General features: G+C 63.3%; 15 protein-coding genes. 9 read left to right on the top strand and 6 right to left on the bottom strand.

The features are described from left to right. Positions 1-9 precede the first annotated feature (9 nt). The 6 genes from CDV46_RS19585 to CDV46_RS19560 form a co-directional block, all read right to left on the bottom strand. Positions 10-837 (bottom strand): ABC transporter permease, encoded by an 828-nt coding sequence (locus tag CDV46_RS19585; RefSeq protein ID WP_087724628.1) that lies wholly within the window; start codon positions 835-837, stop codon positions 10-12. A gap of 33 nt (positions 838-870) precedes the next feature. Further along, positions 871-2,124 carry an ABC transporter permease gene (locus tag CDV46_RS19580; protein WP_087724394.1) on the bottom strand — a complete coding sequence of 418 codons (1,254 nt, stop codon included), beginning with the start codon at positions 2,122-2,124 and terminating at the stop codon, positions 871-873. A gap of 25 nt (positions 2,125-2,149) precedes the next feature. Then, positions 2,150-3,196: an ABC transporter substrate-binding protein gene (locus CDV46_RS19575; RefSeq protein ID WP_087724392.1), complete on the bottom strand. Its 1,047-nt coding sequence runs from the start codon at positions 3,194-3,196 to the stop codon at positions 2,150-2,152. 1 nt (position 3,197) lies between these two features. Further along, entirely contained in the window at positions 3,198-4,406 is a 1,209-nt protein-coding gene (locus tag CDV46_RS19570) for an ABC transporter ATP-binding protein (protein WP_087724389.1), read from the bottom strand. A 45-nt stretch (positions 4,407-4,451) separates the two neighbouring features. Continuing rightward, the gene (locus tag CDV46_RS19565) at positions 4,452-5,594 is read right to left on the bottom strand and encodes an aromatic ring-hydroxylating oxygenase subunit alpha (protein ID WP_087724387.1); all 1,143 of its coding nucleotides are present in this window, start codon (positions 5,592-5,594) and stop codon (positions 4,452-4,454) included. Positions 5,595-5,764: 170 nt separating this feature from the next. Then, on the bottom strand, positions 5,765-6,730 hold the full coding sequence (locus tag CDV46_RS19560) for a LysR family transcriptional regulator (RefSeq protein WP_087724385.1): 966 nt from the start codon (positions 6,728-6,730) through the stop codon (positions 5,765-5,767). A 190-nt stretch (positions 6,731-6,920) separates the two neighbouring features. Between CDV46_RS19560 and CDV46_RS19555 the strand changes: the two genes are divergently transcribed. From CDV46_RS19555 to CDV46_RS19515, 9 genes are all read left to right on the top strand, one after another. Next, complete coding sequence (locus tag CDV46_RS19555) at positions 6,921-8,186, top strand: flavin-containing monooxygenase (protein ID WP_087724383.1); 1,266 nt, start codon at positions 6,921-6,923, stop codon at positions 8,184-8,186. A gap of 10 nt (positions 8,187-8,196) precedes the next feature. Continuing rightward, on the top strand, positions 8,197-8,634 hold the full coding sequence (locus tag CDV46_RS19550; RefSeq protein ID WP_087688555.1) for a RidA family protein: 438 nt from the start codon (positions 8,197-8,199) through the stop codon (positions 8,632-8,634). A gap of 36 nt (positions 8,635-8,670) precedes the next feature. Continuing rightward, positions 8,671-9,348 (top strand): DUF1028 domain-containing protein, encoded by a 678-nt coding sequence (locus CDV46_RS19545; protein ID WP_087724381.1) that lies wholly within the window; start codon positions 8,671-8,673, stop codon positions 9,346-9,348. Then, entirely contained in the window at positions 9,341-10,498 is a 1,158-nt protein-coding gene (argE, locus tag CDV46_RS19540; protein WP_087724380.1) for an acetylornithine deacetylase, read from the top strand. The genes CDV46_RS19545 and argE overlap by 8 nt, the downstream gene beginning before the upstream one ends. A 54-nt stretch (positions 10,499-10,552) precedes the next feature. After that, positions 10,553-11,464 (top strand): LysR family transcriptional regulator, encoded by a 912-nt coding sequence (locus CDV46_RS19535; RefSeq protein WP_087724378.1) that lies wholly within the window; start codon positions 10,553-10,555, stop codon positions 11,462-11,464. A 188-nt stretch (positions 11,465-11,652) separates the two neighbouring features. Further along, a complete protein-coding gene (locus CDV46_RS19530; protein ID WP_176399125.1) occupies positions 11,653-12,795 on the top strand; it encodes a porin in 1,143 nt (380 codons plus the stop codon). Positions 12,796-12,836: 41 nt separating this feature from the next. Beyond that, a complete protein-coding gene (locus tag CDV46_RS19525) occupies positions 12,837-14,207 on the top strand; it encodes an MFS transporter (protein ID WP_087724374.1) in 1,371 nt (456 codons plus the stop codon). Positions 14,208-14,255: 48 nt separating this feature from the next. Then, complete coding sequence (locus CDV46_RS19520; RefSeq protein WP_087724372.1) at positions 14,256-14,945, top strand: DUF4286 family protein; 690 nt, start codon at positions 14,256-14,258, stop codon at positions 14,943-14,945. Positions 14,946-14,990: 45 nt separating this feature from the next. Beyond that, positions 14,991-16,019: a zinc-dependent alcohol dehydrogenase gene (locus CDV46_RS19515; protein ID WP_087688548.1), complete on the top strand. Its 1,029-nt coding sequence runs from the start codon at positions 14,991-14,993 to the stop codon at positions 16,017-16,019. Positions 16,020-16,025: the final 6 nt, after the last annotated feature.

Below are 16,025 nucleotides of genomic sequence, written 5' to 3'. Positions count from 1 at the left end.
AGAACACCCTCATTCCATCACCCGGCTGGCCGCCATTGCGCGCCCGCGCAGCCAATTGATACTCGCGAACAGCAGCACCGCGAACACGATCAGCATGGTGGCGACTGCCAGTATCGAGGGATCGATCGAATCGCGGATGCCACTCCACATCTGGCGAGGCACCGTCTTCTGATCCGGTCCGCCGATGAAAAGAATCACGATCACCTCGTCGAACGACGTGGCGAACGCAAACACGCTTCCCGTTGCTACGGCTGGCGTGATAAGCGGCAACGTCACGCGTCGGAGCGTGGTCCACGGCGTCGCACCAAGCCCAGCGGCGGCGCGCAGCAGACTCTGGTCAAACGACAGCAATGAGGCTGTCACGGTGATCACGACAAACGGTGTGCCCAACGCCGCGTGCGCCAGAATTACCCCCGGATAAGAGTTCACGAGCCCGAGCGGCGCAAAGATCAGATAGAACCCCGCAGCGACCACAACGATCGGCACGATCATCGGCGAGATGATGATCGGCATGATCACCGAGCGCAGCGGAAACTGCGACCGACTCAAACCCAGCGCGGCGAGCGTGCCCAGACACGTAGCAATCACTGTCGACGCCGCACCGATGCCGATGCTATTGAGCAGTGCGCGCTGCCAATCGGGGCTGGTGAGTGCCTGTTCGTACCAGCGCATCGAAAAGCCGGTCAACGGATAAGAGAAATACGACCCGGCGTTGAACGACAACGGCACGATCGCGAGAATCGGCGCGATCAGGAAGAACAGCGTGAGCGCGGTGTGCAGGCGTACCCAGCGCCACGCGACGCGCTCCGCCAGTACCGTATTGCGCTTGTCCTGCATGGGCATGTCGGCGTCTCCCGATCCGCGAGCCAATCAACCGAAACGCAGCCGGTCGATGCCGACGATGCGGTTGAAGATGAAGTAGAAGATGGCGGTGAAGATCACGAGAAACGCCGAGAGTGCACCTGCCAGTCCCCAGTTCAACTGAGTGTTGGTCTGCATCGCAATCAACTGGCTGATCATCTCGTCGCCCGCACCGCCGAGCAGCGACGGCGTGATGTAGTAGCCCAGCGCCAGCACGAAGACCAGAAAACATCCGGCACCAACGCCCGGCAGCGTCTGCGGAATGTAGACCCGCACGAATGCCGTGAACGGATGCGCGCCGAGCGACTTCGCTGCCCGCATATAGACCGGCGGCACCCCCTTCATGACGGAGTAGATGGCGAGAATCATGTAGGGCAGCAGCACGTGCGTCATGCCGATCAGCACGCCAGTGCGGTTGAAGATCAGCGGCACCGGGTGCGTCGTCAGCCCCAGACCCGACAACAGACTGTTGATGACGCCCCCCGGCTGAAGCAGCACATACCAAGCGGTCGTGCGCACGAGCAGCGACGTCCAGAACGGGACGATCACGAAGAGCATCAGACGATTGCTCTGCTTCTCCGGCAAGTTGGCGAGCAACCACGCCACCGGGTAGCCGAGCACGAGACACAGCAGCGTCACCGTCGCGCTGATCGTTATCGTGCGCACGAACGCTGCGCGATACACCGAAGCGTTCTCGGGCAGCGAGGCAATGACCCCTTGCGGCGTCACCTGTGCGTCCATGCCCGCAAGCAGATAGTCCGGCGTGGGGGAGGTTGCGGCGCGCTTCAACAAGCGCCACGTTTCGGGCGAATTCCAGCGCTCGTCGATGGCGATCAGTGCGGGCTTCCACGCGGGCGGTGTTTCATCTCCCACGGCCCGCGCGGTGCGCATGAGCAAGCTGCGAAACTCCGGTTGTGCGAAGTTCATCCGCCTAGCAATCGTGCCGAGCTGCCCGCTTTCGCGCGCCTGCTTCAAGCCCGAAGCCAGCACAGCGAATGTCGATTCACCGGGCACGCCGTTGCCGTCCCAAGCCACCAGCGCCTGAGCCAACTGCGGCATGCCGTCGGAGATCTCGTGGTTCTGCACACTGCGAGCGAGCAGCAGCGCAATGGGCGCGATGAACGTCGAGAGCAGAAACACGATCAACGGTAAGGCCAGCCACAGCGCCCGCATCGACGCGCGCCGTTGCACTTTCCTGAATGAAACCATTCCTTCGGCGCTCGCGTGAGCGCCGTGCGACGTGGCGTGAGTCGATGCGGGCATGTCGGTCCTCTCGTGCAGGCTGCCGTTACTGCGTCAACCACACTTGGAAGCGCTTGTTGATCGCATCCGCGTTGTCGGCCCAGAAGTTGGCATTGATCTGCACGGCGCGCTTGAAGTTCTCTGGCGCGGTCGGCATGTCGGCCAGCCGCTGCTTGTCGACGTACTGGATCGCATCTTTGCGCGGCGGCGCATAGGCGATGTACTTCGAGAGATCCGCAGACGCCTTCGGCTGCGATGCCGAGACAATGAACTTCGCCGCAGTATCGGCGTGCTTCGCACCGGCCGGCACTGCCCACCATTCGAAGTCATAGACCTGCGCGTCCCAGACGGCCTTGAACGGCTTCTTGTCCTTCTTCGCAGCGTCGTCAATACGGCCGTTGTAGGCCTGCACCATCACCACGGCACCGTCGGCGAGCAACTGCGGGGCTTGCGCGCCGGACTCCCACCACACGATGTTCTTCTTGATGGTGTCGAGTTTCTTGAACGCGCGATCGACACCGGCCGGCGTGGCCAGCACCTTGTAGACATCCTTGGGATCGACGCCGTCAGCGATCAGCGCCCATTCCATCGTGACCTTCGGCGACTTGCGCAGACCGCGCTTGCCGGGGAATTTCTGCAAGTCGAAGAAATCATTGACGGTGGTCGGCGCGGCCTTCAGCTTGCTCGCGTCGTACGCGTAGATGGTGGACCACACCATGCTCGCGACCGCGCATTCGCTGATCGAGCCGGGAATGAAATCGCTGCTGTTGCCCAGCGACTTCTTGTCGAACTTCTTGAGCAGGCCTTCATCGCACGCCGTGATCGCGTCGTTGGTTTCGAGGTCGATCAGGTCCCACGTGGTGTTCTTCGCCTGCTCCATGGCGGAGAGTTTGGCCAGACCGCCGTCATACGACTCGGTCGCGAACGTGACGCCGGTCGACTGGGTGAACGGATCGAACCACGCCTTCTTGGCCGCGGCTTCGAACGCGCCGCCAAAGGTCACCACGCTGAGCGTTTCCGCGGCGTGTGATGCGGTGGCGGCAAACGCGAGTACCGCAAGCGCGGCACATTGGGTTTTCAGGGAAGTGCGCATGTCAGTTGGCTCCTGCGGGTGCGGTCAAGATGAGAGACGGGGAAGGTGCGGCTGGGGAATCGATGGCGGGCGCTGCACGGGGCGTGCAGGTCGCGAGAATCTTGCAGTCATCGTGACGCCAGGCCACATCGATCGTGTCGCCGGCGTTGGGCAGGGCATGGCGCTGCGTGTTGGGCACTTTTACGACGATGGCGTCGTGCGAGCCGAGGGTGAGATGCACGCGGTGGTGATCGCCGCAATACACGATGTCTTCGACGCGAGCGCGCACGACATTGCTGTTCGGGTCCGAGGGCACCGCTTGCGCACCCACGGTGTGGGGTGCGGATGAAACTTGAGGGATATGCGCACGTTCGGGACGCAGTGCGAGCATCGCGTCGTCACCGGCGCTCAGGCCTTGTTCGCAGCGGCCGCGAATCATGCTGCCGTCCGAAAGGGCGAGCGTCGCCCAACCGTCATGGGCTTGCACAACATGCCCGGTCAGTCCGTTGTTCTCGCCGACGAAGTTCGCGACGAAGGCGTTTTGCGCGTTCTCGTACAGTTCGCTGGGCGGCGCAGCCTGCTGAATGCGGCCGTCGGAAAACACGGCCACGCGATCCGACATCGTCAACGCTTCGGCCTGATCGTGGGTGACATAAACGATGGTGAGCGACAGCTCGCGATGCAGCCGCATGATCTCGTATTGCATCGTTTCGCGAAGACGCTTGTCGAGCGCGCCGAGCGGCTCGTCCATCAACACCACGCTGGGCTCAAAGACGAGCGCCCGTGCGAGCGCCACACGCTGTTGCTGGCCGCCGGAGAGTTGTGAGGGCCGGCGATTGGCCAGATGCGACAACTCGATCATCTCCAACGCGCGCTTGACCCGCGCGTTTTGCTCGGTACGGCCCACGCGCCTGACCGACAGCGGAAACGCGACGTTCTGCGCAATCGTAAGATGCGGAAACAGCGCGTAGTTCTGAAACACCATGCCGATGTCGCGCTGATGCGGCGGCTTGTCGTCCAGCCGCTTGCCGTCCAGACGAATCTCGCCGTGGGTGGGCGACTCGAACCCCGCGAGCATCATGAGCGTGGTGGTCTTGCCCGAGCCGGACGGGCCCAGCAGCGACAGGAATTCTCCCTTGCGCACATCGAGGTTCAGGTCGTCGACGACGTAGCTGGCGCCGTCATAAGACTTGCTCACACCCGAGAACGAAATGAAGGATGGGTTCGGCATCGTGATTGCGTCCTGTGTTCGTGGCATCGTTAGGGCGAACAGGCCCTAGGCCATCCTGGCGGCCAGATAGCGTGCGAAATCGTAGTTCGGGCGCTCGAGCCGGCTCAGATGGCCGGGCTTCGCGAGCGGTGCATGCACGCCGCGAAACACCGCTTCCACCCCGCGCCGGTCTTCGGCATTCACTTCGTCGAGCAGCTTCTTGAGCGACACCATGTGCGCATTCGCGGCCGGGTCGGCAACGAATTCAGGCGAGAGTCCACCGCCAAAACGGATATGCACGCGGTCCACGCCTCTGGGCTGCAACACGAGATACCAGAAGTACCCCGGGGTGAGCGTGACGAGATGCGTCGGGTAGATGGCCAGCAGCGCCGTGGTCTTGCGCCAGTGGCCTTCCAGTCGCGTGTTGTCCGGATGCGCGTTGCCGATGGGCAGTGTCGCTTCCTTGGTGATCCAGTGGTAGTTGAACGCCGCGTGACCCGGCGGGCATTCCATCTCTTCGAGCTTCGAATGCGGACCTACCGTCGCGCGGTGCAGCATCGGCAGGTGATAGCTCTCCATGAAGTTCTCGGCGAGGATTTTCCAGTTGGTATCCCAGACGTGTTCTTCATAGAAAGTTTCGATGTAGTCGGTCATGCCGTACTGCGCGATTAAATCGGTAAGCTCGGCAAGCTGAGTGGCCACCGGCGGCGCATCGTTATCGAGCGTGACGTAAATCCAGCCTTGCCATTGCTCGCAGCGAATCGCGGGCAACCGGTAGCTTTCCTTGCAGAAGCCCGCCTGCTCGTCCATCATCGGCGCGCCTTTCAGGGCACCGTCGAGCGAGTAGTTCCACGCGTGATAGGGGCACACGATGCGCCGGACATTGCCGCGGCCTTCGAGCAGCACGGACATGCGATGCAGGCACACGTTCGACATGGCCTTCAACTGCATCTGCTCGTCGCGCACCACCACGACCGGTTGATCGCCGATCTGCGCGCTCAGGTAGTCGCCGGGCTCGGCGAGCGCACTCGCGCGGCCGACGCATTGCCATTCGTGCGCGAAGATGTCGCGCTGTTCCCGGGCGAGAAAGTCCGGCGATGTGTACACGCCGGGCGGCATGGCCAGTGCATCGTCGAACGGGCGTTCACCACCGGTCCGCAGCGCGTCGATGAGCGCCTGCCCTGCGATCGTCCCTGTCTGCTCAGCCATGAAGCCCTCCGTTCATTCGCCATCACGCTCGGGCAACGCTGCCAGCCCTCACGCACAGCACTCAACATGAACATCAATCTATCAAGCCAAATTGCAAGCCAAAATATTGTTTTTGGATACAGGGCAAAGGTTTTGCCTATGCAGGGCCTGATTCACCAGTGCGATACTGCTTACTGCGATGCCAGATGGAGCCGCTGGATGTAGTTCTCGGCAAACGAGGCAAAGCGCTGCACAACCCGGCGGGGCTTCATCGTGCGCGATTGCGCGATGCCCAGCATGATCGCGTTGACGTTGTCTTTGAAGCGCTTGATGACGAACTCTTCGCCATCGACCGTCCGGTTCGACTTGAGTGGGAAATTGAGCAGGCTGTAGCCCAGACCGTTGGCCACCATGCCGCGCACGACTTCCGGCTGCGACGAGCGGAACGCGGGCACTGGCCGGTTGCCCACGGCATCGAAGAGGGCGGCGAAATATTCGCGACTGTGCGGCAGATCGAGCATCACGTAGGGCTCCGGCAGCAAGTCGGCAAGCGATACCTTGCGAGCGCGGGCCAGCCGGTGCGTGCGCGGGAGGATGGCGTAAGGGGGCAGCGAGACCAGCGGCGTGAAAGCGATGTCTTCGCTCAGATCGAGGCTGTACGTGAGCACCAGATCGAGCGAGCCGTCGTGCAGGCCGCGCAGCAGCCCGTCCTGATGCGCTTCTACGGTGCGAAAGCCGATGCCCGTGTGCTCCTGCGTGAAGCGGCTGATGAGCCCCGGCATCAAGGGCGGGGCCAGCGACGCGAGGCAGCCCAGCGCAATGGAGCCCGTCATGCCGCCATCCATCTCTTTGGCCGCCATCTGCAACTCTTCGGCGGTTTTCAGCAGGTTGCGCGCCTGCCCGAGCAAATCACGCCCGGCTTGGGTCAGCGACAGGCCGCTCGCGTGATGCCGGATGAACAACTGCACCCCGAACGAGACTTCGAGATCCGCCAGCGCGGTGGAAATGGAGGGCTGTGAGATATGCAGCCGTTTGGCGGCCGCCGTGAAGGACAAGACTTCCGCCGTGACCACGAAATAACGCAGCTGACGCAACGAGTAGCGCAGAGGCTGCGTGTCTAGCGTCTCCAACGTTGCCAAGGTAGCCAAGTTATCCATCGGCATCGCTCCATAAGGCGGCATGGGTTGATGGCATTGTGAAATCGAAAAAAAAGTCTGCATAGTCAAATCCGATGCTTTGCATTTTTTAAATATATTTTTCGGATTCTGTCGAGGCGCGTAGATTTTCGCGAATGACCTCCCCCCGCGGGGCGTTCGGAATCAATCTGCCTTCTGAAGGACGCAAGCCATGACAGTGCAAACAACGTCAATCGATACGCTCGTCGTCGGCGCCGGGCAGGCCGGTGTGGCGATGAGCGAGCACCTGAGCAAGCACGGAGTGCCACATCTCGTGCTGGAGCGCTCGCGTATCGCCGAGCGCTGGCGCACCGGACGTTGGGACTCGCTGGTGGCGAATGGCCCCGCATGGCACGACCGCTTTCCGAACCTGACTTTTGCGGAGATCGACCCGGATAGCTTTGCCTCGAAAGAGCAGGTGGCTGATTACTTCGTCGAATACGCACGCAAGATCGAAGCGCCGATCCGCACCGGTGTCGAAGTGACGAAGGTCGTGCGCAACCAAGGGCGGCCGGGCTTTACTGTGGAAACGTCGGACGGCACGCTCGAAGTCCTGCGAGTGGTGGTGGCGACCGGGGCGTTCCAGCGTCCGGTGATTCCCGCCATCGCGCCTGCCGACGAGAGGCTGACGCAGATTCATTCCGCCGACTACCGCAACCCCGGGCAATTGCCGCCGGGCAATGTGCTCGTCGTCGGCGCTGGCTCGTCGGGCGTGCAGATCGCCGATGAGTTGCAACGCGCCGGGCGGCAGGTCTATTTGTCCGTCGGCGCGCATGACCGGCCGCCGCGCGGCTATCGCGGACGCGACTTCTGCTGGTGGCTCGGTGTGCTCGGCGAATGGGATGCGGAAATCATGCGCCCGGGCCGCGAGCACGTGACCATCGCGGTGAGCGGCGCGCACGGCGGTCATACGGTGGACTTTCGACGTCTGGCACATCAGGGCGTCATGCTCACCGGGCTGACGCGATCGTTCGAGGCGGGTGTAGTGCATTTTCAGGATGACCTTGCAGAGAACATCGCGCGCGGCGACGAAAACTATCTGTCGCTGCTCGATGCTGCGGATGCCTATGCCGCGCGCAACGGCCTCGATCTTCCCGAAGAGCCGGAAGCCCGCGTCATTCCGCCCGATCCGGCCTGCCTGACGAATCCGCTGCGCGATCTCGATCTGGCTCAAGCCAACGTCACGTCGATCATCTGGGCGACGGGCTACGCCGTCGATTTCCGCTGGCTGCAAGTCGATGCCTTCGGCGAGAACGGCAAGCCGAAGCATCAACGCGGTGTTTCGCAGGAGCCGGGCGTGTATTTCCTCGGTCTGCCGTGGCTCTCGCGCCGTGGATCGTCGTTCATCTGGGGCGTGTGGCACGACGCGCGGCACATCGCGGACCACATCGCCACCCAGCGCAAATATCTCGCCTATTACGACTCGCCAACGATTTGAGGGGCACGCCATGAGCCAACCGACGCATACCCGTATCCGCATGTTCAACACGAAGGAGACGTATCCGAATCAGTCGCTCGATAACGATCTATGTCAGGCGGTGCGCGCGGGGAACACGGTCTACGTGCGCGGGCAGATCGGTACCGACTTCGCGGGCAATCTGATCGGGCTGGGCGATCCGCGTGCGCAGGCCGAGCAGGCGATGAAGAACGTCAAGCAACTGCTCGAAGAGGCCGGCAGCGACTTGTCGCACATCGTCAAGACAACCACGTACCTGACCGACGTGCGCTTTCGCGAACCGGTTTATCGCGAAGTGGGGAAGTGGCTCAAAGGCGTGTTTCCGATTTCCACGGGGCTGACCGTGGTCGCGCTGGGGCAGCCCGAATGGCTGATGGAAATCGACGTCATCGCCGTGATTCCCGATGGCTGGACGCGGCCCGGCGCATAAGGCACGTAAGGCACGTAAGCGAGGTAAGGAGCAAACATGACCTTCTCAATCGTTGGACGATGTGAAAAGACCGGGCAACTCGGCATTGCGATCAGTTCGTCGAGCATTGCCGTCGGGGCACGGTGTCCGTGGCTGCGCGCGAACGTTGGCGCAGTGTCCACACAGAACGTGACGCTGCCTGCGCTGGGGCCGCAGATTCTGGACCGTCTCGCAGAGGAAGCCGATGACCCGGCAACTGCACTGAGCCGTACGCTGGCCGCCAGCGACTGGAGCGAGTACCGGCAGGTCACCGTGCTCGATGCGCAGGGCCGCACCGCATTCTTCAGCGGCCAGCAAACGCTGGGGATCTACAACGCCGTCGCCGGTGTGCAATGTGTCGCCGCAGGCAACATGTTGCGGGGGCGCGAGGTCATCGACGCCATGATCCCGGCGTTCGAGAAAACGCCCGGTCCGCTCGCCGACCGGTTGCTCGCTGCGATGCACGCGGCCATGGCCAGTGGCGGAGAAGCCGGACCGGTGCATTCGGCCGCACTGAAGATCGTGGGCGATCTGATCTGGCCCATTGTCGACCTGCGCGTCGATTGGGCCGACGAGGACCCGATCGGCAAGCTCGATGGACTCTGGCAAGCCTACAAGCCGCAGATGCAGGATTACGTGACGCGTGCCCTGAACCCCACGGCCGCGCCGAGCTATGGAGTGCCGGGCGATGAATGAGTTGTCGAGCCGCGCATTGCTGGAGACGCTGATCGCATTCCCTACCGTCAGCCGTGATTCCAATCTGGCGTTGATCGAGTTCATTCGCGATTACCTTGCGCAACACGGGGTGCAGAGCGAACTCTTCTACAACGACGAACGTACCAAGGCCAATCTGTTCGCGACCATCGGTCCGCAAGATCGCGGCGGCATCGTCCTCTCGGGGCACACCGACGTCGTGCCGGTCGATGGACAGGCGTGGACTGTCGATCCGTTTCGCCTCATCGAGAAAGAGGGACGACTTTACGGACGCGGCACGGCCGACATGAAGGGCTACATCGCGTCGGTACTGGCGGCAGTGCCGACCTTCGTCTCGCGTAATCTGCGCATTCCCGTGCATCTGGCGTTCTCGTATGACGAGGAGATCGGCTGCCTTGGCGTGCGTCCCATGCTCGCCGAGCTGGCCAAGCGCCCGCACAAACCGGTGCTGTGCCTGATCGGCGAGCCGACCGCGCTCAAACCGGTGCTCGGTCACAAAGGCAAGCTGGCAATGCGTTGCTGCGTGAAGGGCGCACCGTGCCATTCGGCGTATGCGCCTTATGGCGTCAATGCCATTCAGTACGCGGCACGGCTCATCAACTGTCTGGAAGATATTGGCGAAGAGCTCGCTGATCCCGAGTATCACGACACGCGCTTCGATCCACCGTTTTCCACGGTGCAAACCGGCGTCATCAAGGGCGGGCGCGCGCTGAACATCGTGCCCGCCGAATGCGAGTTCGATTTTGAAGTGCGCGCGTTGCCGGGGTTCGATGCGACGCATGTTGCCCGGACATTGCAGCATTACGCCGAGACGGATCTGCTGCCGAAGATGCGCGCAGTAAAACCGGACACCGACATTCGTCTCGTCGAGTTATCGGCGTATCCGGCGCTGGCGACACCGCCCGACAGCGATGCCGCACGTTTGCTGGCGATGCTGTGCGACTCCCGGGAATTCGGCACGGTGGCGTTCGGCACCGAGGGTGGACTATTCAACGAAGTGGGCATTCCGACCGTGGTGTGCGGCCCGGGCAGCATGGATCAGGGGCACAAGCCCGATGAGTTCGTGAGCCTCGAACAACTCGAAGGCTGCGACGCGATGCTGCGCCGGCTCGCCGATCACCTTGCGACCTGACGGGCGCGGCAATCTATACAATTCACTTCCATCAGCGCAACGAGGCAGTGGGCGATGGATAGTGTAGAGAACGTGCGAGCCTTCCTCGCAGTGGCCGAAATGGGGAGCTTCACGGCGGCCGCGCGCCGGCTGGATGTGTCGGCGCCAGTGGTGACAAAGCGGGTCAGTGCGCTGGAGAAGGAACTGCATGTTCTGCTCTTTCAACGCACCACCCGCAGCCTGACCCTGACGGCCTCCGGGCGCGACATGCTCGGCAGCGCCCGCGATTTTCTGGCGGCCTATGAGCGGCTGTCCGAGCGCGCGGCGGTGGATGATCGCTCACTCGGCGGCCGCTTACGCGTCAAGGCGCCCGCGTCGTTCACGAACCACTTTCTCGGCAAGCTGCTCAACGAGTTCTTCCTATCCCATCCCAAGGCGAGTCTCGAACTGCAACTGGCGAACCGGGCCGTCGATCCGGTGCTGGAAAATTTCGACTTCGTCATCACCGGGCTGCCCGTCACCTACGACGGTGTCGAAGAGTTTCCGCTGTGCCCGTTCAAGCGGCTGGTCTACGCGTCGCCCGGTTATCTGGCGCTGCACGGCACGCCCGGACACCCGTCGGACCTGCCCGGCCATCGCTGTCTGCTTTATTCGTACCAAAGCACCGTGCGCACGTGGACGTTTACCGACGCGCGCGCTGGCGACATTCAGGTCAGCGTCGACGGTGGCTTTGCCACCAACGATATCGACGCCATGCACAACGCCTGCGTCGACGGCATGGGCGTGGCGATTCTTCCGCGCTATCGCGCCAATGACAGCGTGCACGCAGGGCGTCTGGTGCAGTTGCTGCCCGGCTTCGGGCTGCCGGACTACTGGATCAAGGTGCTGCGTCCGGCCAATCACCACAACCCCAAGCTGTTCCATGCCTTGCTGGACTACCTCGTCGCAGGGCTCGCCAGACTGGAGGAGCAGGGCACTTACCTGTGACCTCACACGCCACGTGTTTCGTCTGCCAATCCCGATCCTCGGGTGACGCGCGATTATTTCCGAATCGCGTGTTCTGAACTTCCACTTCGCCTCTATATCGCGGGGCCGCGTTCGCCCATTATCTGGGCCAGCCGTGCGCTGCCTGCCAGACGCGCGGCACCCAAATAAAAGAGATACAGGAGACAACCGTGAAGCACTGGATCGCTTGCCTGCCCCTTGCGGCATGCTCGCTGAGCGCGTTCGCGCAAAGCAACGTGACTATCTACGGCGCGGTCGACGCCGCCATGACCTACGTGAACAACAGCGGCGGCAAGTCCGCGTGGCAGGCAGCCAGCGGCGGGCGCGCGGGTGACAAGTTCGGCTTCAGCGGGGTCGAGGATCTGGGCGGCGGTTTGTCGGCGATCTTCACGCTCGAAGCGGGCTTCAACATCATGAACGGGGCCTCGCAGCCCGCCAACACGATGTTCGGCCGGCAGGCGTTTGTTGGCTTCTCGGACAAGCGGCTCGGTACGCTGACGATCGGTCACCAGTATTCGATGACCAACGACTACTTCGTGCCGCTGTCCACGTCGTTCATGTTTGCCGGTGGTCTGGGCGCGACGCTGGGCGATATCGACGGCTCGTGGAATTACAACAAGATCAACAACGTCATCAAGTACGAGAGCCAGACCTACGCCGGACTGAAGTTCAGCACGATGCTCTCGCTGGGCAACGTGGCGGGGAACTTCGCACAGGACCGGACGTACGGCTTCGGTGCTTCGTACACGAGCGGCGGTCTGCAAGTGGCGGGCGCGTACATGAACATGCGCACGCCGGGCACGTCGATCTTCGGCGCGGCCACCTCGGCACAGCCCGGTGCGGCCTATTCGAACCCGGTCACCAACCCGATCTTCCAGAACTACGTCACGGCCACGAGCGAGCAGGTGGTTGGCGGTGGCGCAAAGTACACGTGGGGCAACTCGCAGGTGTCCGCCATGTACGAGAACGTGCGCTTTCTCGACATCGTGCGCACGGCGGCCAACCCGCTGGCACCGCCCAATGCCGTCTTCAACAACTATCAGATCAACTATGGGTACTCGTTTTCGCCACGCACCATGGCGGGTATCGGCTACCAATACAGCTTCGCGCCGGGCGGACATTACCAGTCGGTCGAAGGCGGCGCGGCCTACAATTTCTCCAAGACGACGTACCTCTACGGCATCGTCGTCTGGCAGCACGCGAGCGGGCGTGATTCGACGGGCAATGTGGCCGTGGCCGACATCTTCGGTCTGACGGCATCGACCACGCCGAATCAAATGGCCGTGCGCGTAGGTTTGCGCAAGCTGTTCTGACCGCATCGGTCTATCGATATCTCGACGGAACCTGAACCCGCATGCCAAACATCAACACCTCCCCGAACGCGCCGGCGCCGCTCGACCTGCAATCCTTTCTCGACGGACGCCGGATGTCGGGGCTTCAGTGGCGCGTTGTCGTCCTGTGTTTTCTGATCGTCGCCATCGACGGCATCGACATCGGACTGGCGGCCTACATCGCACCGGCCGTGCGCCGCGAGTGGGGGCTTTCGGTCGCAGAACTCTCGCCGATTTTCGTCGCGGCCCTGATCGGCATGATGGCCGGGTCGCTACTGTTCGGGCCGCTGGCCGACCGGCGCGGGCGGCGCTTCGTGTTGCTGGCGTCGGTGGCGACCTTCGGGCTTGCGACGCTGGCCACACTGTTCGCGACCAATGTCGTCGAACTATCGGTGCTGCGCTTCATCGCTGGTGCGGGCATCGGCGGCGCCTCACCCGCAGCCGTCACGCTGACGGCCGAGTTCGCATCGGGCAAGCGCAAGCTGTCGATCATTACGCTGATGATGTGCGGCAATTCCATGGGGTCGGCTTTTGGTGGCGTGGTGGCGTCGCAGATCATCGAGCGGCACGGCTGGCACGCCATGGTGCTCGTCGGCGGGGTATTGCCGATACTGCTGTTGCCAGTGCTGTGGGCGCTGTTGCCCGAGTCGATGCGCTTTCTCGCGCTGCGCCGGCCCCACGAGCAGGACCGCCTGCGCGCATTGGGGCGCCGCATCGCGCCCGACGTTGTGACGCCGCAGACCACCTTCGTTGCCCTTGAGAAGAAGCAAAGCCGCTCGCCGGTGCGCGAATTGCTGGTGGCACCCTATGCACGCGGCACGTTGCTGCTGTGGGCGGCGTTCTTCATGGGCCTTTCGGTGCTGTACCTGATGGCAAGCTGGCTGCCGACCATCATCACGAATTCCGGCGGCTCGATGCGCAACGCGGCGCTCATTACCGCGCTGTGGTCGATTGGCGGCACCACGGGCGGCCTGCTGCTCGGGCGAGTGATGGACAGTGCGCGACCGGCGTGGGTGCTGGGCGCGGCCTACGCGGTGGCGTTCGTGACGGTGATCTGCATTGGCCGCACCTTCGGCAATGCGGCCGTGCTCGCCCCGCTCGTGTACATCGCAGGCGTTTGCATCAGCGGCACGCAGGTCGGCCTCAATGGTCTCGCGGCAACGTATTACCCGACGGCGAACCGGGCGACCGGGGTGGCTTGGGCAACCGGCATCGGCCGTTTCGGCTCGATCCTTGGTTCGAGCGTCGGCGGCTTGTTGCTCGGCTCGGGGATGGCGTATCCGGTGCTGTTCATGATCGTCGGTGTGCCTGCGCTGATCGCCGCGTTCTGCATGTTCGCGATGCCCGCCACCCGCCGTGAACCCGCCCCGGCATTGGCGCCCGTTACGCGCTGACTGCCGACCGCTCACCGCCTCTTTCACGACTACTGGATACCACGACTCATGGCATTTCCCGGTCCGGCGTTTCTCGCTCTCTGGAACGACGTCACGCCGCAGCATGCGCAGGAATACAACCGCTGGCACACGCGCGAGCACGTGCCGGAGCGCGTCGGCATCGACGGCTTTATCGAGGGGCGGCGCTATCGGCATGCGCAGCCGGGACAACGGGAGTATTTCACCGCCTACGGCGCGGTGTCGCCCGAAGTCTTTCGTTCGATGGCGTACCTGAACGTGATCGACGAGCCGACGCCGTGGTCGGCCAACATGCGCTCGACCTTGACGAACGTGCTGCGTGCGCCTTGCCGGACGCTAGGGTCCGTGGGCGGGGGCACCGGCGGGGCAGTGGCGTGTGTTCGCCTGCAAGCAGGTTCCCCGGTGTCGTCGCCGCTACCCGCCATCTCGCCCTTGCTGGAGGCGTGTGCCGCGCTGGACGGTGCCGTCGCCGCTCATCTGGGCGAAGTCTTCGACGCACAACCGAACGCCTTTGCCCATTGGACGGCGTCCAATATGCCCACGCACGTGCTGCTTGTCGAGACGGAGGATATTGCGGCGGCAGAGGCATTGCGCGAACGCATTGCGTCGCTCGCTGCCGACACGTTGCCGGTGTTGGCGCCGCCTGCCGTCGATGTGTATTCGCTGATCTTTGCGATCGGCCACGATGACGTCGACGCGTCGCTGCGCCGCACACGGTAAGCGCGTGCGGCGACGCAAGACAACAAGATTGATGGAGTCCCCCCGATGAAAGCCCTTCAGAAAACGACCGCCGCCTTCGGCCTTGAATGGCGTGACGTTCCCGAACCCGAACAGCCCGGTGCGCTCGATGTCATCGTCGACGTGACGGCCGCCGGCATATGCGGCAGCGATGTGCACATCTACGACTGGTCGGGTGGCTACGACTTCCTTCGATCCGCCTTCCCGGTGACGCTGGGTCACGAGTTTGCGGGCCGTGTTGCCACACTCGGTGCGGAAGTCGATACGCTGCGTACCGGCGATGCGGTCGTTGTCATTCCCTCGGTCGAATGCGGCGTGTGTGAATACTGCGTCTCCGGGCGCGTCGATGACTGTCGCGAACGCCGAGGCATCGGCATGATGCGCGACGGCGCATTTGCCAGCCGTGTGCGCGTGCCCGCGCGCAACTGCCTGACGCTGCCGTCCGGGCTAGATGCCGGTGTTGCGTCGCTGGCAGAGCCGCTGTCCATCGGGATGTCGGCGGTCAAGACGGCGGAAGTGCAAGCCGGTGACCGTGTGCTGGTCATGGGCCCGGGCACGATCGGTCAGGCGATTGCGGTGCTGGCGAAGGCGCGCGGTGCCCGCGTGGCGATCGTCGGCCATAACGATGCGGAACGTCTCGCGACGGCCCGTGCGCTGGGTATCGACGCCACGTTAGATCTCGACGGCGCCCCAGAAGGGGCGATGCGCACGCTACTCGGCGAGAGCGAATACGACATCGTCATCGAGGCGACGGGCGTTGGCGCGGCAGTGCAAGCCGGGCTGGACGTGTTGCGACCGTCGGGCGTGTTCGTGGTCTGTGGCATCCACGGCGAACCGATCAGCTTCGATGGCGCGAAGCTCGTACGCCAGCGTCACCAAATTCGCGGGACGTACCGGGCGACGCGCGCGACGTGGCAGGAAGTGCGTGATTTTCTGGTGGAAAACCACGCCGCGCTCGCTCCGATGGTCACGCACCGGCTGCCGCTGGCGCAAGCCATCGACGGGTTCGAAATGGCGCGCAACAAGATCGGTTCGAAAATCGTACTGGTGCCCTGATCGAGG

It is taken from the genome of Pandoraea sp. PE-S2T-3, from assembly GCF_002179965.1.
GTDB lineage: Bacteria > Pseudomonadota > Gammaproteobacteria > Burkholderiales > Burkholderiaceae > Pandoraea.
The sequence above is the reverse complement of the archived record's forward strand: the minus strand, read 5'-3'. Positions and strand labels throughout refer to the sequence as shown.